The 18,603-nt window shown below is 59.6% G+C and carries 19 protein-coding genes and 1 CRISPR repeat array; of the genes, 6 read left to right on the forward strand and 13 right to left on the reverse strand.

The features are described 5' to 3' along the window. Positions 1–3 precede the first annotated feature (3 nt). From csy1 to cas6f, 4 genes are read left to right on the forward strand one after another with little or no spacing between them, the layout of a single operon-like run. Entirely contained in the window at positions 4–1,341 is a 1,338-nt protein-coding gene (gene csy1, locus AC6BYQ_RS20015) for a type I-F CRISPR-associated protein Csy1 (RefSeq protein WP_498057419.1), read from the forward strand. Next, the gene (gene csy2 / locus AC6BYQ_RS20020; RefSeq protein WP_498057420.1) at positions 1,338–2,303 is read left to right on the forward strand and encodes a type I-F CRISPR-associated protein Csy2; all 966 of its coding nucleotides are present in this window, start codon (positions 1,338–1,340) and stop codon (positions 2,301–2,303) included. The genes csy1 and csy2 overlap by 4 nt, the downstream gene beginning before the upstream one ends. A gap of 12 nt (positions 2,304–2,315) precedes the next feature. Further along, positions 2,316–3,308, forward strand: coding sequence for a type I-F CRISPR-associated protein Csy3 (csy3, locus tag AC6BYQ_RS20025; RefSeq protein ID WP_498057421.1), 993 nt, complete (start codon positions 2,316–2,318; stop codon positions 3,306–3,308). Between the two features lie 9 nt (positions 3,309–3,317). Continuing rightward, the gene (cas6f, locus tag AC6BYQ_RS20030; RefSeq protein ID WP_498057422.1) at positions 3,318–3,872 is read left to right on the forward strand and encodes a type I-F CRISPR-associated endoribonuclease Cas6/Csy4; all 555 of its coding nucleotides are present in this window, start codon (positions 3,318–3,320) and stop codon (positions 3,870–3,872) included. A 130-nt stretch (positions 3,873–4,002) separates the two neighbouring features. After that, a CRISPR array of direct repeats spans positions 4,003–5,592; the repeat unit is 28 nt; unit sequence GTTCACTGCCGTATAGGCAGCTTAGAAA. An 88-nt stretch (positions 5,593–5,680) separates the two neighbouring features. Here cas6f and AC6BYQ_RS20035 read toward each other — a convergent pair. The 4 genes from AC6BYQ_RS20035 to speFL all read right to left on the reverse strand — a co-directional run bounded on the left by AC6BYQ_RS20035 (position 5,681) and on the right by speFL (position 9,980). Further along, entirely contained in the window at positions 5,681–5,974 is a 294-nt protein-coding gene (locus tag AC6BYQ_RS20035; RefSeq protein WP_498057423.1) for a GIY-YIG nuclease family protein, read from the reverse strand. A gap of 86 nt (positions 5,975–6,060) precedes the next feature. Then, entirely contained in the window at positions 6,061–7,377 is a 1,317-nt protein-coding gene (gene potE / locus AC6BYQ_RS20040) for a putrescine-ornithine antiporter (protein ID WP_154747197.1), read from the reverse strand. 62 nt (positions 7,378–7,439) lie between these two features. Continuing rightward, complete coding sequence (gene speF / locus AC6BYQ_RS20045) at positions 7,440–9,602, reverse strand: ornithine decarboxylase SpeF (protein WP_498057424.1); 2,163 nt, start codon at positions 9,600–9,602, stop codon at positions 7,440–7,442. 273 nt (positions 9,603–9,875) lie between these two features. Further along, positions 9,876–9,980 (reverse strand): leader peptide SpeFL, encoded by a 105-nt coding sequence (speFL, locus tag AC6BYQ_RS20050; RefSeq protein WP_004933443.1) that lies wholly within the window; start codon positions 9,978–9,980, stop codon positions 9,876–9,878. A gap of 434 nt (positions 9,981–10,414) precedes the next feature. On the opposite strand from speFL, the gene AC6BYQ_RS20055 reads away from it, so the two are divergent. Further along, positions 10,415–10,855 (forward strand): YhbP family protein, encoded by a 441-nt coding sequence (locus AC6BYQ_RS20055; protein ID WP_015376428.1) that lies wholly within the window; start codon positions 10,415–10,417, stop codon positions 10,853–10,855. Positions 10,856–10,885: 30 nt separating this feature from the next. Next, positions 10,886–11,518 (forward strand): NAD(P)H-binding protein, encoded by a 633-nt coding sequence (locus tag AC6BYQ_RS20060; protein WP_198635740.1) that lies wholly within the window; start codon positions 10,886–10,888, stop codon positions 11,516–11,518. On the opposite strand, the gene phnP is transcribed toward AC6BYQ_RS20060, so the two are convergent. From phnP to phnH, 9 genes are read right to left on the reverse strand one after another with little or no spacing between them, the layout of a single operon-like run. Further along, complete coding sequence (gene phnP / locus AC6BYQ_RS20065; protein WP_498057425.1) at positions 11,475–12,257, reverse strand: MBL fold metallo-hydrolase; 783 nt, start codon at positions 12,255–12,257, stop codon at positions 11,475–11,477. The genes AC6BYQ_RS20060 and phnP overlap by 44 nt on opposite strands. A gap of 12 nt (positions 12,258–12,269) precedes the next feature. Beyond that, entirely contained in the window at positions 12,270–12,872 is a 603-nt protein-coding gene (locus AC6BYQ_RS20070; RefSeq protein ID WP_015376431.1) for a DapH/DapD/GlmU-related protein, read from the reverse strand. Next, positions 12,869–13,438, reverse strand: coding sequence for a ribose 1,5-bisphosphokinase (phnN, locus tag AC6BYQ_RS20075; protein ID WP_074055390.1), 570 nt, complete (start codon positions 13,436–13,438; stop codon positions 12,869–12,871). Before phnN ends, AC6BYQ_RS20070 begins: the two co-directional genes overlap by 4 nt. Next, positions 13,438–14,574: an alpha-D-ribose 1-methylphosphonate 5-triphosphate diphosphatase gene (phnM, locus tag AC6BYQ_RS20080; protein ID WP_015376433.1), complete on the reverse strand. Its 1,137-nt coding sequence runs from the start codon at positions 14,572–14,574 to the stop codon at positions 13,438–13,440. Before phnM ends, phnN begins: the two co-directional genes overlap by 1 nt. Then, the gene (gene phnL / locus AC6BYQ_RS20085) at positions 14,574–15,278 is read right to left on the reverse strand and encodes a phosphonate C-P lyase system protein PhnL (RefSeq protein ID WP_047729228.1); all 705 of its coding nucleotides are present in this window, start codon (positions 15,276–15,278) and stop codon (positions 14,574–14,576) included. Before phnL ends, phnM begins: the two co-directional genes overlap by 1 nt. Before the next feature lie 16 nt (positions 15,279–15,294). Beyond that, positions 15,295–16,083 (reverse strand): phosphonate C-P lyase system protein PhnK, encoded by a 789-nt coding sequence (gene phnK, locus AC6BYQ_RS20090; RefSeq protein WP_498057426.1) that lies wholly within the window; start codon positions 16,081–16,083, stop codon positions 15,295–15,297. Then, positions 16,083–16,943, reverse strand: coding sequence for an alpha-D-ribose 1-methylphosphonate 5-phosphate C-P-lyase PhnJ (locus AC6BYQ_RS20095; RefSeq protein WP_411748932.1), 861 nt, complete (start codon positions 16,941–16,943; stop codon positions 16,083–16,085). The genes phnK and AC6BYQ_RS20095 overlap by 1 nt, the downstream gene beginning before the upstream one ends. Then, a complete protein-coding gene (locus AC6BYQ_RS20100; protein WP_498057427.1) occupies positions 16,936–18,021 on the reverse strand; it encodes a carbon-phosphorus lyase complex subunit in 1,086 nt (361 codons plus the stop codon). Before AC6BYQ_RS20100 ends, AC6BYQ_RS20095 begins: the two co-directional genes overlap by 8 nt. Continuing rightward, a complete protein-coding gene (gene phnH, locus AC6BYQ_RS20105) occupies positions 18,021–18,602 on the reverse strand; it encodes a phosphonate C-P lyase system protein PhnH (protein ID WP_498057428.1) in 582 nt (193 codons plus the stop codon). The genes AC6BYQ_RS20100 and phnH overlap by 1 nt, the downstream gene beginning before the upstream one ends. Position 18,603: the final 1 nt, after the last annotated feature.

Below are 18,603 nucleotides of genomic sequence, written 5' to 3' on the forward strand. Positions count from 1 at the left end.
AATATGCCACAACAAGGACTGGCTTCTTTTATCGTGACCTACATCGAAGGACGACGGCAACCTAAGCTGGAAGCCTTCGATAAGGACGCGCAAAAGAAGCTGGCGGCAGCAACGGAGGCCGAACAAGGTGCGTTGCAACAGCTGCTGGCGCTGGAGCGGCGCGATCTGGAGCAGCGCTACGAGGTGCGGGCCTGGTTAACGGACGCCGCCGCGCGCGCCGGGCAAATCAGCCTGGTTACCCATGCCGCCAAATACACCCACAGCGATGCCAAAAGTAGCAGCGTGTACGGCGAGGGGGAAGGTGATACACGTTACTTGTCGACGGCGACATTGCTAAAACCAGCTGTCGATGCCGTCGGCAATGCCGCCGCGTTGGATGTTGCCAAGCTGCTGCAAACCGAGCATCAAGCCAACTCTCTGCTGGCCTGCCTGCAGCAGCAGGATCATTCGGCGTTAGCTGAACTTGCTGAAAATGCTGAGCAGCTTGAGCAGTGGGTCCGTGGTTTTAGCCAGGCGCTGATTAATAAACAACCCAGTTCGCATAAGTTGGCCAAGCAGATCTATTTCCCGGTGGGGGACGGTTATCATTTGCTGAGCCCGCTGTTTTCTTCCTCCCTCGCCCAGGCATTGCACGATCGTTTGCTGCATGTGCGCTTCAGCGACGAAACCAAAGAGGTAAATCAGGCGCGCAGAGCGGGACAGTGGCACTCGCAGCAATTGACCTATTTCCCGCAGACGGCGGTGATGAATATGGGGGGCACCAAACCGCAGAATATCTCTTATCTGAATAGCACACGTGGCGGGCGAGTGTGGCTGCTGCCATGTACGCCACCGGAATGGCAAAGCCTGGATAAACCGCCTTATGGCTGTAAATCCATTTTTGAACGGCATGGGCCGTTCAGCTATTTGGTGCGGAGCATAGTGGTGCAGCTGAGACATTTCTTGCTTGGGGTGCAGGAGCGAGGTAGCACCGTAGAGATCCGTCGCCACCGTCAGGCCGCTATCGATCAGATCATTGGCATGCTGTTTAACGTTGTGGCAGATATTCAACGTGAGGAATGGCTTGGCTGGAGCCGTCATGATAATTGCGAGCTGAAACCGGCGCAGCAGCTGTGGCTTGATCCCTATCGGAGTATAGATGACGAGTTGTTCCGGGCAGAACGGGAAAAAGCAGCATGGCAGGTTGAGATTGCTGATGACTTCGCCGTTTGGCTGAACCGTCAGTTGAGTAGCGAATCGATGAATATGGGAATGGTGGAGCGCCGAGAGTGGCGCACTGCGCCGCTATTCCGTCAACGGTTAAGGGAACTGGAAGACGCACTGGCGGAGGATCTCAAATGAGCCATGTGATCGTATTGCGTCATCTTCAGGTAGAGAATGCCAACGCGGTGGCGGGTTTGACCTACGGTTTTCCTGCCATTAGTCACTTTCTCGGCTACGTGCACGCGCTGTCCCGCAGGTTACAGGCTAGCCACGGCTTAACGCTGGGCGGTTGTGGTGTGATATGCCACAAGCGCCAAATTCATGCCTATTCATCAGGACGTGACTACCAGTTTGCATTGACGCGCAATCCATTGACTAAAGACGCTAAAACCGCCGCCTTCAATGAAGAAGGGCGTATGCACATGACGGTTTCTCTGGTGATTGAATGCGCCGGTGAAATTGCCAACGGCGATATCAGCTTGGATCAGCTGCAAGAACACCTTTACCGCTTATGCCAAACGCAAAAATTGGCCGGTGGCAGCATTACGCAACTGCGTGGCGTTAGCGTACGCGGCTATCCACAGCAGCCCAATGAGGTGCGGCGATTGGTATGTCGGTTGTTACCCGGTTTTGTATTGTTGGATCGCTCAGAGCTGCTACAACAACATTTCACGGCGCTAAAACAACATCAGCCGCAAGCGGAAATGCTGGATGCCTGGCTCGACTTTGCCGCATTGAAAATGCAGGCGGTGCCTGCCAATCAGGAAAAAATGCCAGAAGTGGGAGACAAGGCCGCTTGGGAATATGTTGGTAAACCTCAGCCCGGTTATTTAGTGCCGCTGATGACGGGTTATCAGCGTATTTCTCCTCTCTACCCGGCGGGTGAAGTGCTGAATGTGCGCGATGCGTCAACGCCGTTCTGTTTCGCTGAGGCCGTTTATGGCGTGGGGGAATGGTGCGGTCTGCACCGTATTCACGATTTATCCGTGCTGTTCTGGCGCTATCAAACGACCGATAACGGTTATTACTGCCGTACCCCGTCTGCAGTGATTCCGCAGGATGATGAATCCCCCGATCTAATTTATCTCGATGACTTTTAAAGGACTATAGCAATGGCTAAATCAACGATTAAAACCGCTTCGGTGCTGGCATTTGAACGCAAATTGGCAAACTCGGACGCCACCATGTCGGCGGGGGAGTGGGGGGCTGATAACTGGCAGCCTGTCGGCATTAAAGAAAAGGCGGTGCGCGGCACTATTTCTAACCGCCTGAAAAATGCGATTACCAGTGACCCTGCCAAACTTGATGCAGAAATTCAGAAACCGAACCTGCAAACGGTTGATGTTGCGGCGCTGCCGCAAAATACCGATACCCTAAAAGTCGCGTTTACATTGCGCGTATTGGGCAATCTGGCGGTACCGTCGGTCTGTAACGATCAGGACTATCAAAATGCTCTGCAGGCGGTGATTGAGGGCTATATCGCCGAGCATGGTTTTGGTGCTTTAGCCGCGCGTTATGCCGAGAACCTGGCGAATGGGCGCTTCTTGTGGCGTAACCGCGTGGGGGCTGAAAAAATCGCCGTGCGGGTGACCGGCAGTAAAACCTGGGAATTCAACGCGCATGAGTACAGCCTGCGCGAATTTAGCCAACCGAAGGGGGCGTTAGGCGAGCTGGCGGCGGAAATTGAGCGTGGCCTGGCGGGCGAAAGTTTTGCTTTGTTCAATGTCGAGGCGTTTGTACGCCTGGGGAATGGGCAGGAAATTTTCCCTTCTCAGGAACTGGTATTAGACAGCAACAGTAAGAAAAGTAAGCTGCTGTACCAGGTGGATGGCGTTGCCGCGATGCACTCGCAGAAAGTCGGCAACGCGTTGCGCACTATCGATACCTGGCATTCTCAGGCGGATTCTCTTGGCGCGATTGCCGTAGAACCTTATGGCTCGGTGACCAGCCGTGGCATTGCCTGCCGTCAACCCAAGGATAAGATGGATTTTTATACGCTACTCGACCGCTGGGTGATTAAAGAAGAGAAACCGTCGGTTGAACAGCAGCACTACGTGATGGCGGTGCTGATCCGTGGCGGCGTATTTGGCGAAAAAGGCGAGTAAGGGGATATCATGGATCATTATCAGGACGTCCGCGTATTGCCCGATCCTGAGTTCAGCGAACCCACTCTGCTGTCGGCATTGTTCGCCAAGTTGCATCGGGCGCTGGCTGCCTATGGCAAAGGCGATATCGGTATCAGCTTTCCGCAGATGCAACGTACGCCGGGCGCCATTTTGCGTTTGCATGGCAGCCACGATGCGCTGACGGCGTTGGGGGGATTCGACTGGATTAAAGGATTGAGGGATTATACAGACCTATCATCCATCCTGGCTGTACCTGCTGAGACGGCGCATCGTACTCTTAGCAGAGTACAGGTAAAGAGTAGCGTTGAGCGTATACGCCGCCGGGCCGTCAGTAAAGGCTGGCTGACGGAAGAACAGGCGCGGGAAAGAATACCGATGGCGAACGAGCAACGAACCTCGTTGCCTTTTATCGCTTTGAAAAGCCTCTCCACCGGGCAACATTTCCGTTTGTTCCTGAAACAGGGCAAGTTGCAGGAAATGCCAACGCCAGGCATTTTTAGTTTTTATGGGTTGAGTGCCTCCGCCACGGTACCTTGGTTTTAACCCTCTTTTTTCGTTCAGAGGTAACATATTGATTTTGTTATCTCTGAACGGTATTTAAAAAATTAGGGGTAAACTGAGGTATTTGCCTGTTGTTCTTTAATAATCAGCTTGTTAGTGATTTTTTCGTTCAGTTCACTGCCGTATAGGCAGCTTAGAAACTGAAAATCGTTATTAACGGTTCTTTCGGTAAGTTCACTGCCGTATAGGCAGCTTAGAAACGGCCGACGATGACGACCTGCTGCGGCGGGCCAGTTCACTGCCGTATAGGCAGCTTAGAAACGAAACAGATCATCGACGCACAATGTCGCCTTGTTCACTGCCGTATAGGCAGCTTAGAAAAATGGGACATTCACAACTGACGATCGCCTGCTGTTCACTGCCGTATAGGCAGCTTAGAAATGACGCTGATGAACCTTGACGGCTATATCAGCGTTCACTGCCGTATAGGCAGCTTAGAAATGCTGCGATGCGTGCCACGCGGACACGGTCGCGTTCACTGCCGTATAGGCAGCTTAGAAAATGGTGACGATATCGCCGTCATGTACCGTAATGTTCACTGCCGTATAGGCAGCTTAGAAATGCTCGAAAACCAATTCCTGGCTGATATCGCAGTTCACTGCCGTATAGGCAGCTTAGAAAAGACGGCAAGGGCGGCACCGGCAAAGAGCCGCGTTCACTGCCGTATAGGCAGCTTAGAAATTGGCCTGCTTGGCTTCCTGCTCGCGCTGTTCGTTCACTGCCGTATAGGCAGCTTAGAAAAGCTGTTTCAGCGGCCAGGTCAGCCAGCCATAGTTCACTGCCGTATAGGCAGCTTAGAAAGTATCCGGGTCAAAATTCTCCGCAGTGTGCAAGTTCACTGCCGTATAGGCAGCTTAGAAATATCACGATCGCTTCGTTCTGGAGTATGATCGGTTCACTGTCGTATAGGCAGCTTAGAAAAGCCTCACGGATATGCTGCCTGACTGGATGAAGTTCACTGCCGTATAGGCAGCTTAGAAAACATACCCCAGACCAGGGGCCACGGTGGCCGTGTTCACTGCCGTATAGGCAGCTTAGAAAAGACCGGCCACCGCCACGACGCCAGACAACAGGTTCACTGCCGTATAGGCAGCTTAGAAAGGCACAGTGCATAAGCTCGGCTACCCCGACGAGTTCACTGCCGTACAGGCAGCTTAGAAATATCATCATGAAGCATTTCGCACAGGTCGAACGTGCACTGCCGTACAGGCAGCTTAGAAAAGCACCTCGACCGGGTAATCGTCGGTCACGATGTGCACTGCCGTACAGGCAGCTTAGAAAATACCGGCACTTCATTCCCGGCACTGCACAGGGTGTACTGCCGTATAGGCAGCTTAGAAAAGAACGAGGCGCTGTTGGTACAGCGTCACGGCGTTCACTGCCGTATAGGCAGCTTAGAAAAAACACAACGGGGGTTGTATTCGGTGCCGGAGGTTCACTGCCGTATAGGCAGCTTAGAAAGTCGCGTGTTCTACGGCGGCCCGCTTCATAGCGTTCACTGCCGTATAGGTAGCTTAGAAAGTATCGCACACCCGGCGAATCTAGTTCCATGTTGTGCACTGCCGTACAGGCAGCTTAGAAAATTAATTTACGCGCAACCTGAGACGGGCGAACGTGCACTGCCGCATAGGCAGCTTAGAAAGGCACCGGCAACCGCGAATACATGGAGTTAAAGTTCACTGCCGCATAGGCAGCTTAGAAAGGGCATAGATTTGGACGTGAGCAGCGTCCGCGGTTCACTGCCGTCCAGGCAGTTTGAAATAGAAGGGATAACACTTTACTGACACGTGTTAATCAGGCAACAAATACTCAAGCGACAGCGGCGGGTGACTCACCAGCCGCTCTTTTTGTATTTTGCTCAGCTGTTTGACGCGGTATTCCAGCTTCAACGCCGTTGAGCGATCCCCCACTTGGCAGTGAAACGCCAATGTCAGCTCCCCTTTGCCGCGCAGCGCCTTAGCGCCTTTGCCGGCCTGATGCTGCGCCAGGCGGCGCGCCACGTCGGTGGTGATGCCGGTATACAGCATGCCGCTCGGTAAACGCAGCATATAGAGGTGCCAGGGAGTGGGGGAGGTGTCGGTCATCGTACGCCGTTTTGGTGGCCAGGGTCGGCGTATGATGGCATGTTCGCCGCCACAATCCCATCCCCGGCCGCCGGTGCCTTACCGCTTTACCCCTTTTTTCCCGCCAGCTCGAAGCGCGGCGAAACGATGCCGTACAGCGTCCAGCCGAGGAAGGTGGCGATGGCGCCCCACATCATCGCTTCCTCACCGGAGCTGTAGAGCGCGTAGAAGCTGTACAGCGCGCCGATGCCGGCGATGATATTGGCGATGCGCGCCTTGTTGTCCGGCACCTTCGCCACTTTCTGAATAATGACCAGCGCCGCCATCGACAGGATGTAAGGGATGATGTTGGTCACCACCGCCAGGTTCACCAGCACGTTGAACTGTTTGTTCAACGACGGGCTGATGGTCATCAGCGACAAACCGCTCTGGATGACGACGATGGTCAGCATGCCTTTAACCGGCGCATCGGCCTTGCTCAGCTTGGAGAAGATTTTCGGGAAGAAGCCGCTGTCGGCGGAGGATTTGAACACCTGGGCGATGGTGAACTGCCAGCCGAGCAGCGAGCCGACGCAGGACATCACCATCAACGCCATGATGATCTTGCCGACCGTCGGGTTGAACATGTGGGAGAACGCCAGCCCGAACGGGGCGGTGGAGTTGGCCAGATCCATGTTCGGCACGATGCCGGCGATCACGTTGGTCGAAACGATATAGATCACCGCCGCGCTGAGGGTGCCGCCCAGTACGGCGATCGGCACGTTGCGCTCCGGGTTTTCCACCACGTCGGTGTTGGCGCAGGCGGATTCCAGCCCCAGGAATGCCCACAAGGTCATCGAGATCGAGGCGCCGATGGCTTCGAAGGTCGGCACCTGATGCGGGTTCCAGGCGGCGACGTAGGCGCTGCCGCTGAACCAGTACCAGCCGACGATCGAGATGCCTACCACTGGGATGATCACGCCCCAGACGGTGATGCCGCTGATTTTGCCGGTGATGCGTGCGCCGCCGAAGTTGGCGACGGTCGCAAGCCACAGCACGCCGATGGTGGCGATGCAGATCCCGAGCGGGCTGAGCGTGGTGTCGAACAGCTCGGTGCCGTAGCCGACGGCGGAAATGGCGATGGCGATGTTGGCGATCAGCAGCGAAACGCCGTAGGTGTAGTTCGCCATGAAGTTGCCTGATTTACCGAAGGCGTATTCGGCGTAGCCGCCCATGCCGCCGGATTTACGGCTGAACATGCCGCATTTGGCGAACGCGTAGGCCAGCGCCATCGAGCCGACGGCGGTCACCAGCCAGGAAACGATCGAAATCGTGCCCACTTCGGCCAGCTTGGTCGGCAGCATAATTATGCCGGAACCCATCATATTCACGGCGGTCAGGATCGTTAATTGCACGACCCCCATTTTATTGTTGGACTTACTCATGATCATTTTCTCTTTTAGGATGCGATCCGGGCGGCGAAAATAATCGCCGCCCCGTAAGGTGATTAATTTTTCATGACGTAGCCGTAAGCGCGGTTCCAGCCGTCCTCATCCTGTTGGATATAAACGCCCTGCAATTCCGGCGCGAATCCCGGCAATAAGTTGATGCCTTCTTCCAATGCCAGGAAATAACGCTGCGCGGCGCCGCCCCAAATTTCACCGGGCACCACGCACAGCACGCCTGGTGGGTAAGGCAGGGCGCCTTCGGCGGCGATGCGGCCCTCGGCCTTGGCCAGCGAGACCAATTCCACGTTGCCGCGTACAAACTCGGTATTGGCGTCCTGCGGATTCATCACCACGCGCGGGAAATAACTTTTGCGGAACATCTCTTTTTGCAGTTCTTTAACGTCGTAGCTGACGTAAAGGTCGTGCATTTCCTGGCACAGCTGGCGGATGGTGTAGTTTTTGTAGCGCTGCTGGTGGTTTTTATAGACCGCAGGCAGCACCTCGCTGAGCAGGGAGTTTTGCTCGATGTGCTTCTCGAAGCGGGCGATCAGGGCCACCAGGTGTTGCATCTTGGCGATGTCTTCCGCCGGTGTCAGCAGGAACAGGATCGAGTTGAGATCGCATTTTTCCGGCACGATGCCGTTTTCGCGCAGGTAGTTGGCCAGAATGGTCGCCGGGATGCCGAACTCGCTGTAGCTGCCGGTCGCGGTATCGATGCCCGGCGTGGTGAGCAGCAGTTTGCACGGATCGACGAAATACTGCGATTCGGCATAGCCTTCAAAGGCGTGCCATTTCTCGCCGGGCACGAAGTTGAAGAAGCGCAGATCGTTGGCCATCGCCGCGGTGTCATAGGCCTGCCAGGGCTTGCCGTCGATCTGATCCGGCACGAACGGTTTGATCATCGTGCAGGTATCCAGCAGCATTTTGCGCGCTTCGATGCCCACGCGCACACATTCTTGCCACAGGCGCTGGCCGCTCTTGCCCTCGTGCATCTTGGCGTTGACGTCCAGCGCGGCGAACAGCGGATAGAACGGGCTGGTGGAGGCGTGCAGCATAAAGGCGTTGTTGAAGCGCTTGTGGTTGCAGTAGCGGCTCTGCCCCTTGATATGCTTGTCTTTTTTGTGGATCTGCGAGGTCTGCGAGAAGCCTGCCTGCTGCTTGTGCACCGACTGGGTGACGATGATGCCGGGATCGTTTTCGTTCAGCTCCAGCAGCAGCGGCGAGCAGTCTTTCATCATCGGAATGAACTGCTCATAGCCCACCCAGGCGGAGTCGAACAGGATGTAATCGCACAGGTGGCCAATCTTGTCGACCACCTGACGGGCGTTGTAGATGGTGCCGTCGTAGGTGCCGAGCTGGATGATCGCCAGGCGGAACGGGCGAGCCTCGTTGGCGCGTTCCGGCGCCACTTCGCGGATCTGCTGGCGCAGGTAGCGTTCGTCGAAGCAGTGCGCGTCGATGCCGCCGATAAAGCCGAACGGGTTGCGGGCGGTTTCCAGATACACCGGCGTAGCGCCGGCCTGGATCAACGCGCCGTGGTGGTTGGATTTATGGTTGTTGCGGTCGAACAGCACCAGATCGCCGCGCGTCAGCAGGGCGTTGGTCGCCACCTTGTTCGAGGCCGAAGTGCCGTTGAGCACGAAGTAGGTCTTGTCGGCGTTGAACACCTTGGCGGCGTGCTGCTGCGCGGCGCAAGGTGCGCCTTCGTGGATCAACAAATCGCCCAGTTTGACGTCGGCGTTGCACATGTCGGAGCGGAAAAGTGTTTCGCCGTAGAAGTCGAAGAACTGGCGGCCCGCCGGGTGTTTGCGGAAGAACTCGCCGCCCTGGTGGCCGGGGCAGGCGAAGGTGGCGTTGCCCATTTCTACGTATTGCGTCAGCGTGTTGAAGAACGGCGGCAGCAGCTCGCTCTCATATTTGGCGGCGGCGGCCTCCAGCTGTTTGCCGTAGAACTGGATATTCTTGCCGCACAGTTCAAACACGCCGTGCAGCGCCGGCAAGACGGCGTTATCCAGCTCTTCTTCGCAGCAGACGGCGACGAACAGCGGGATGTTCAGGCCGTGTTCTTCGATGCGCGCCACCATGCCTTGCGCGACGTCGTCTACCGACAGCACGATGGCGGCGACGTCATTGAAATCGCTGTGATGCACATCGACGATGTCGCGTTCAGTTTCAAAGCAGCCGAGGGTTTGGGTGTTGGCGGCAATTTTTAAATTTTTCATTTTTCTCATTCTTCAGGCAAAGGCAGTCCGCCGGAAAATAATTTCATTTGCCGTTAACGCCTTCACGAAAATAAAGGTGTGCGAGAACCCAGTGATGCCGAAAGGCATTAGCTGTGTTCGTTGTTTTATTTGGCTTGGATGCGCTTGGCCGAAATTAAAAATGCATTGCGTGTCCTTCCCGGTTAGCGAGAAAGAGACATTATCACCGGAGTGCGGAGAATAAAGTGAAACGCAAAGACACTCTTATCAACGGCGTAAGAGCGAAGGGGAGGGTTATCTGTAGTTGAAGAATGCGAAGCTAAAGCAGCTGCGATGAGCCATCATCATAATATGGGTTGTACGCCTGATGTGCGCCATTTTTCGGTTATTGTTTTCCATTTTCTAATCCACCTTGCTGAGTGAAAAGATGGCGCTATTTTAGCGCAAGATTCGCTGAAAATCGTGATGAGAATCACATAAATGCCGGTTTTGATAAATAACTATTCACCGGTTATGCAATGCGTTGCATAAGTATCATCCGGGTGCAGAGGTTGGCATGTAAATGAATTGCTAATGTTCGCGAGCCCTGAACGCTTAATTTCAATGGCGCTCGGGAAGGAATAAAAAAAAGCGGTCAAATAACCGGCTGCATAACGGTCAAATAAATCTGTATTGTGTTATTTATGTTATCAACCTGCTTTATGCTTAAATAAATAAAAATTCACTATCTGTGTTTTTATATTCATTTTTGTTTTTTGGCGATTATCGTTATTTGTGACTCGCTTCAACAACGCAGGGTAAGATGAGGCGAGTGAACAGGGAGGCGATTGACCTTGAATACCCCAGAACAACGGCAGCAGATTGCGGATTTCATCGGTAAGCAACACGTCTTGACGCTGTGCGCCGGCGACGGCCTCGACATGTGGTGCGCCAATTGTTTTTACGTGTTCGACGCCGCGACGATGGCGCTGTGGCTGATGACCGAACCGCACACCCGCCACGGCGGGCTGATGCTGAACAACGGCCGGGTGGTCGGTACCATCGCGCCGAAACCGAAAAGCATCGCGCTGATCCGCGGCGTACAGTACCGCGCCGAGGCGGTGCTGCTGAGCGGCGAAGAGGCCGAGGCGGCGCGCGCGCGTTACTGCAAGCGTTTCCCGATCGCCAGGGCGATGAAGGCCTCGGTTTGGCGGCTGGATCTGCACGAGGTGAAGATGACCGACAACACCCTGGGCTTCGGCAAGAAGCTGCACTGGGCGCGGTCTATACTTTAAGTCGACGTATTGATTACAACGGGAGATCGCATGGCGCGAGCACTGTTAGTCGGCGCAACCGGGCTGGTGGGGCGCGAGTTGCTGCAGCGGTTGCAAAGCGATCCGCAGATAACGGCCATCGTGGCGCCGACGCGCACGCCGCTGCCGCCGCACGGCAAGCTGACCAATCCGGTCGGCGACGCGCTGTTCGAGTTACTGAGTAGCCTGCAACAGCCGGTCGATTTGGTGTTCTGCTGCCTGGGCACCACCCGCCAGGCGGCGGGCAGCGCCGATGCTTTCCGCTACGTCGATTATCAACTGGTGGTGGAGAGCGCGCTGACCGGCCGCCGGTTGGGGGCGCAGCACTGTCTGGTGGTGAGCGCGTTGGGCGCCAATGCGGATTCCACCTTCTTATATAACCGCACCAAAGGCGAGATGGAGCAGGCGCTGCGCGAACAGCACTGGCCGCGCCTGACGCTGGTGCGGCCTTCCATGCTGGTGGGGGATCGCCCTGCGCCGCGCCTGATGGAGCGCCTCACGCTGCCGCTGTTCAGGCTGCTGCCCGGCAAATGGCGGGCGGTCGCCGCCAAAGACGTGGCGCAGACGCTGTTGCAGCAGGCGTTCACGCCGGGTGAAGGGGTCAGGGTGCTGGAGTCGGATCGGCTGCACTGCTACCGAGGCTGACGCTGAGGAGATCGAACGCCAGCTCCAGTCCGGCGGGCAGTTCGTGGTCCAGTAGCCACAGATCGAGATGATGACTGATGTGCGTCAGCAGCGTGCGTTTGGGCTGCAGCAACCGCTGCGTCTCCTGCGCGCGGGTCAGATCGTTGTGGTTGCGTGGCGCCTGCGGCTGAGGCGGCAGGCTGCAATCGAGCACCAGCAGATCCAGCGCCACGTTCTGCAGATAGTCAGCGGTGGCCGGCGGCAGGCCGACGGTGTCGGTCAGGTAGGCCAGTGAAGCACCTGCCGCCTGGATCAGATAGCCGTGGGTCAGTTTGGAGTGTTGCAGCGGCAGCGGGGTGATGCGCATGCCGCCCAGCTCGACGGTGGCGAAGGGCGCCAGCGGCGGCTGAAACGCCAGAATGCCGGGGTGTTTGAACAGATCGTCGCAGCCCTGTTCATCCGGCGGGCCATACACCGGAATGGAATTTCCGCACCCCCAACGCAAAGGAAATAACCCCTGAACGTGATCCATGTGGTAATGTGTCAGTAAAAAACGTTGAATTTGCCCCGCCGAAAATCGCCGCTCCAAAGCCGGCAATCCCGCATCCAATAAGGTCGTTTCCCCCTGATAGTTGAGCATGGCGCTGCACGCTCGCCGCCGAAATGCCGGCTCGCGCCGCGCCCGTTGGCAGATAGGGCAGTCGCAGCCGAACACCGGCACCTGCTGCGCGCCGCCGGTGCCGAGAAAGGTCAGTTGCATCGCTCCCCTCCGCTAAAGGTACTTCTGCGCAAAGCGGTTGATGTCGCGAAAATCCGCCAGCCGCGCCTGCAGCGTAGCGTGATCCCAGTGCCACCACTGGCTGCGTTCGATGCGTTCTATCAGCGCGTCGTCAAAGCGCATGCCGATCTTTTTGGCCGCCACGCCGGCGACGATGCTGTAGGGCTCCACGTCCTTGGTGACCACCGCCGCGCTGCCGATCACCGCGCCGTTACCGACGCTGACGCCCGGCATCAGGATGGCGTTATGGCCGATCCAGACGTCGTGGCCGACGGTGACGTGGTGCTCGCGCCGCCAGTCGAAGAACGCCGCGTCGTCTTCCCCCAGCCCGTATTCGGAAGCGCGGTAGGTGAAGTGGTGCTGCGCGATGCGCTGGTAGGTCGGGTGGTTGCCGGGATTGATGCGCGCATAGGAGGCGATGGAGACGAACTTGCCGATGGTGGCGTAAAAGATCTGGTTGTGCCCGGCGGTGTAGGAGTAGTCCCCCATCTCCACCTCTTCCAGGATCGCATCGTCGGCCAGGTGCACATACTGGCCGAGCCGGGTGCGGTTAAGAGTCACATTGTCGCCGATTTTCGGCTGGGCGAAGTCGTTCATGGCGTCGCGTCCTGAGTTTGTCGGGTAGTGGTGGGCAGCAGCGCCAGCAGCGCCGCCAGGGTGTCGTCGAGTGGGCCGTCGTTGTGCAGCACCCGGCAGCCGGCGGGCAGACTCTGCTGGTATTCCGCCGCCCGCGCCAGCCGCTGCTCGATCTGCTCGGCGCCTTCTCGCCCGCGATCCTGCAGGCGCTGGCGCAGGATCGCGGCGCTGACCTGCAGGCACACCGGCAGCAGCTGCGCCCCATAGCGCTGCTGTGCCTGCGGCAGGTGGGCACGCGAACCGTTGACCGCCACGTCGATCCCCTGCAGCAGCCAAAGATCCACCTCGATCCCAAACGCGTAGCGCTGCTGGTGCGCCTGCCAGTCGAGCGCGAACAGCCCCTTGGCGCGGCGGCGCAGAAATTCGGGTTCGCTCAGCGCGATATGATTCTCGCAGCCGGCGTCTGCCGGCCGGGTGATATAGCGGTGCGCCACCAGCGGCGCGCGGTCGGCGTCGGCCCGCAGTGCGGCCAGCAGGCTGTCCTTGCCTGCGCCGGAAGGCCCCATCAGATAGATGAGCCGCGCCATCAGAACACCTGCCTGCCCTGACGCCACACGTTCTGCACGTAAACGTGCTCACCGTGCGGCCGCGCCAGCACCAGATCCGCCCGCAATCCTTCGGCGAGGGTGCCGCGATCCTGCAGATCCAGCGCCCGCGCCGGGTTGCGGGTGATCATGCGCACCGCCTGGGGCAGATCGTAGGCGTTGCGTTCGTCTGCCGCGAGGCGAAACGCCGCGTCCAGCAGGCTGGCCGGGTAATAATCGGAAGAGAGAATGTCCAGCACGCCCAGCGCCGCCAGATGGTGCGCCGCCACGTTACCGGAGTGGGAACCGCCGCGCACGATGTTTGGTGCGCCCATCAGCACCTGCAGGCCCTGCTGGTGCGAAGCGCGGGCGGCCGCCTCGGTGGTGGGGAACTCGGCGATGGCGCTGCCGAGCGCGCAGGATTCGGCCACGTGCGCGGCGGTGGCGTCGTCATGGCTGGCCAGCGAGATGCGGCGCGCGCGGCAGTGGGCGGCGATCGCCTCGCGGTTCGGCGCGGCCCAGCGGGCGGACAGGGCGACCTGCTGCTCCTCGTACTCGCTCATCTGCTGGTCGTTGAGGTGGTATTTGCCCTGATAATATTCGCGATACTTTTCGCGTGAGGCGAACTGGCGCTGACCCGGCGAATGGTCCATCAGCGACACCAGCGATACGCCCGGCTTGTCCATCAGCTGTTCGAACAGCGGCAGGGTGCTCTCGTGCGGCAGTTCGCAGCGCAGGTGCAGCCGGTGCTCGGCGCGGTTCACCCCGGCGCGCTGGCTGTGGATCACCGCGTCGATCATCTTCTGCAGGTTTTCCAGCCGGTGGCCGCCGTCGCGCACGTCGCCGATCGCCACCGCGTCCAGCACCGTGGTGATGCCGTTGGCCACCATCAGCGCGTCGTGGCTGCTCATCGCCGAATGGGCCGGCCAGTCGACGTTCGGGCGCGGGGTGAAAAACTTGTCCAGGTTGTCGGTATGCAGCTCGATCAGCCCCGGCAGCAGCCAGCCGCCGTCGCCGTCCAGCGCCTGTGGCAGCCGGCTTGGGCCGTCGGCGAAGCTACGGATCACGCCGTCCTGCATCTCCAGCGAGCCTTGCACCACCTGGTCATCCAGCACCAGCTTAACGTTATTGACGATCATCAGAGGGCCTCCAGCGCCTGCGGCGCCTGCATGTCATAAAGCCGGTCGGCGACCTGTTGGCGGACGCCTTCATCGTGGAAAATGCCGACGATCGCCGCGCCGCGCGCCTTGGCGCGTTCGATAAGCTGCACCACCGCCGCGCTGTTGCGGCTGTCGAGCGAGGCGGTCGGTTCGTCCAGCAACAGGATGGGATAATCGACGATAAAGCCGCGCGCGATGTTCACCCGCTGCTGTTCGCCGCCGGAGAAGGTGGACGGCGCCAGCGGCCACAGGCGCTGCGGCACGTTGAGCGCGGCGAGCAGCGCTTCGGCGCGTTCACGGCACTCGGCGCGCTCGACGCCCTGTTCCAGCAAGGGTTGCATCACCACCTCCAGCGCGCTGATGCGCGGGATCACCCGCAGGAACTGGCTGACCCAGCCCAGCGTATGGCGGCGCACCGCCAGAATCTGGCGCGCATCGGCACTGACCATGTCCAGCCAGTCGCCCTGATGGTTGATCCAGATATGGCCGCTGTCCGGTAGATAGTTGGCGTACAGCGAGCGCAGCAGGGTGGATTTGCCGCTGCCGGAGTGGCCGTGCAGCACCACGCATTCGCCGCCGTGGACCGTCAGGTTGGCGTCGTGCAGCACCGGCAGACGGGTGCCGTACTGCTGATGCAGCACAAAGGTTTTACTGAGATGTTCAACTCGGATTTGCATAGTCATCTGTTATCGCCTTGGGTTACGACAGCACCGAAGAAACCAGCAGCTGGGTATAAGGATGGTGCGGATCGTCCAGCACCCGGTCGGTCAGGCCGCTCTCCACCACTTCGCCCTGTTTCATCACCAGCAGGCGGTGGGCCAGCAGCCGCGCCACGCCGAGATCGTGGGTGACGATCACCGCCGCCAGCTGCATCTCCACCACCAGATTGCGCAGCAGATCGAGCAGGCGCGCCTGCACCGACACGTCCAGCCCGCCGGTCGGCTCATCCATAAACACCAGCTTGGGGTGGGTGACCAGATTGCGGGCGATCTGCAGCCGCTGCTGCATGCCGCCGGAGAAGGTGGTCGGCAGATCGTCGAGGCGCGACAGCGGGATCTCGACGTCCTCCAGCCACTGGCCGGCCTGGCGGCGAATGTCGCCATAGTGGCGCTGGCCGATGGCCATCAGCCGCTCGCCTATGTTGCCGCCGGCGGAGACCTGCGGCCGCAGCCCGTCGAGAGGATGCTGATGCACCACGCCCCAGTCGGTGCGCAGCAGGCGGCGGCGATCGCTCTCCGCCATGGCGTACAGATCGTGTTCCTGGGCCGCCTGAGGGCGGTAAAGGATCTGCCCGTGCTGCGGCGCCAGCCGCGCCGAGATCGATTTCAGCAGCGTGGTTTTGCCGGAGCCGGATTCGCCGACGATGCCCAGCACTTCACCGGGGTAGATGTCGAACGACACGTCGCTGAAGCCCTTGCCGGGGGCGTACAGGTGGGTGAGCTGGTTCACCGACAGCAGCGGGGTGGTGCTCAAAGGGGTGGAAGTCATCAGTGCTGCGCCTCTTGCGAAGATTGCGCCAGCTGCTGCCGGCAGTAGTCGGTGTCCGAACAGACGAACATGCGGTTGCCCCGATCGTCGAGCACCACCTCGTCCAGGTAGCTGTGGCGCGAGCCGCACAGCGCGCAGGGGTCGTCCCACTGCTGCACGCTGAACGGATGATCGTCGAAGTCCAGGCTCTCCACCTTGGTGAATGGCGGCAGGGCGTAGATGCGTTTCTCGCGCCCGGCGCCGAACAGCTGCAGCGCCGGCATCATGTGCATTTTCGGGTTGTCGAATTTTGGGATCGGTGACGGATCCATCACGTAGCGATCGTTGACCTTCACCGGGTAGGCGTAGGTGGTGGCGATGTGGCCGTAGCGCGCGATGTCCTCATACAGCTTCACCTGCATCACGCCGTACTCCTCCAGCGCGTGCATTTTGCGGGTCTCGGTTTCGCGCGGTTCGATAAAGCGCAGCGGCTCCGGGATCGGCACCTGATAGATCAGGATCTGGTCTTCGCGCAGCGCGGTTTCCGGAATGCGGTGACGGGTCTGGATCAGCGTGGCCTCCGGCGTGCGCTCGGTGGTTTCCACCCCGGCGACGCGCTGGAAGAAGCGGCGGATCGACACCGCGTTGGTGGTGTCGTCGGCGCCCTGGTCGATCACCTTCAACACGTCGGCGCGGCCGATGACGCTGGCGGTGAGCTGAATGCCGCCGGTGCCCCAGCCGTAGGGCATCGGCATCTCGCGGCCGCCGAACGGCACCTGATAGCCGGGGATCGCCACCGCCTTCAGGATGGCGCGGCGGATCATGCGCTTGGTCTGCTCGTCCAGATAACCGAGGTTATAGCCGGTCAATACTTCACTCATCGCGGGCCTCCTGACGCTCGCTGTATTCCTGTCGCAGCCGCTTGAGCAGCTCCAGTTCGGCCTGGAAGTCGACGTAGTGCGGCAGCTTGAGATGGGAGACGAAGCCGGCGGCCTCGACGTTGTCGGCGTGGGCCAGCACGAACTCTTCGTCCTGCGCCGGGCCGGCGACGCCTTCGCCGTAGTCGGGGCTCTGCAACGCGCGGTCCACCAGCGCCATCGCCATCGCCTTGCGTTCGGCGCGGCCGAACACCAGCCCGTAACCGCGGGTGAAGTGCGGCGGGTGGTCCTTGGGATCGACGAAGCCGTTGACCATTTCGCACTCGGTCAGCAGGATCTCGCCGATATCGATGGCGAAGCCGAGCTCTTCAGGCACGATCTCCACCGAAACGTGGCCGGTGCGGATCTCGCCGGCGAACGGGTGGTTGCGGCCGTAGCCGCGCTGGGTGGCGTAGCCGAGCGCCAGCAGGAAGCCTTCGTCGCCGCGCACCAGCTGCTGCAGGCGCGCCGAGCGCGAGCAGGGGTAAACCGGCGGGTTGCGGGTGATGTCGTCCGGTGTGCTGCCGTCGTCCTGTTCCTCGTGCGCCAGCTGCTGGCGACACAACAGATCGAACACGTGGCTGCAGTTGTCCGGCAGCGGTTCGTCGGCCTGCGGCGCACGCGGCGCTTCGCCTTCCGCCAGCAGCGCGAAGTCCAGCAGCCGGTGGGTGTAGTCGTAGGTCGGCCCCAGCACCTGCCCGCCGGGCAAGTCCTTGTAAACCGCCGAGATGCGCCGCTCCAGCCGCATGTTTTCGCTGGCCAGTGGCTCGCTGACCGCCAGGCGCGGCAGGGTGGTGCGATAGGCGCGCAGCAGGAAAATCGCCTCCACCAGATCGCCGCTGGCCTGTTTGATGGCCAGCGCCGCCAGCTCGCGATCGTAGATGCCGCCTTCGGTCATCACCCGATCCACCGCCAGCCCCAGCTGCTGTTCGATTTGTTCCGCGCCGATCGCCGGCAGCGCCTCGTCGCCGCGCCGCAGCTGTTCCTGCAGCTGATGGGCGGCCTCAATGGCTTTTTCGCCCCCTTTTACCGCTACGTACATCAGCACACCTCCACGCGGGTGGTCCGCGGGATCGCCAGCAGGCGATCGCCGCAGGTCAGCAAAATATCCAGCCCCAGCGGGAAGTGCTGCGGGCGGTTGACCAGGTAATCCAGCAGCGTCGGCGGCAGGCGCGGCGCAATCAGGCGATGATTCTCGATGCCGGGGCCGGTCAGGCGCAGCGCGATGCCGTTCTCCAGCTCGCCGAGCTGCACGATGACCGTGGCGCCGTATTCCGGCGAGATTTCAGTGCCGTGCGGCAACGCCTGCAGATCGGCGGCTTGCAGCTGCTCATCGAACAGGGCAAAGCAGACCTCCTGCGCCGTGGCGGCCAGCGGCGCGCCGCTGTGAAAACGAATGTTGGTTAGCACTTGCTCACTATTGAGTGCAGCGCACAGCTGCAGCGGCGTTTCCTGATCGGCCAGCGTCAGCAGCGCGGCGGTGCTGGCGGCGTTCAGCGGCGCCCAGGCCGGGCCGTTCGGCAGCGTCACCCGGTAGCCCGGTTCGCTCAAGGCTTTAAGAATCAAACGGAAAGCGTGCTGCGATTGGTCTATCGGTTGTTCAAAACCGGTCAATAAACTCATG

The sequence above is a fragment of the Serratia sp. LTN-2 genome, assembly GCF_059740205.1.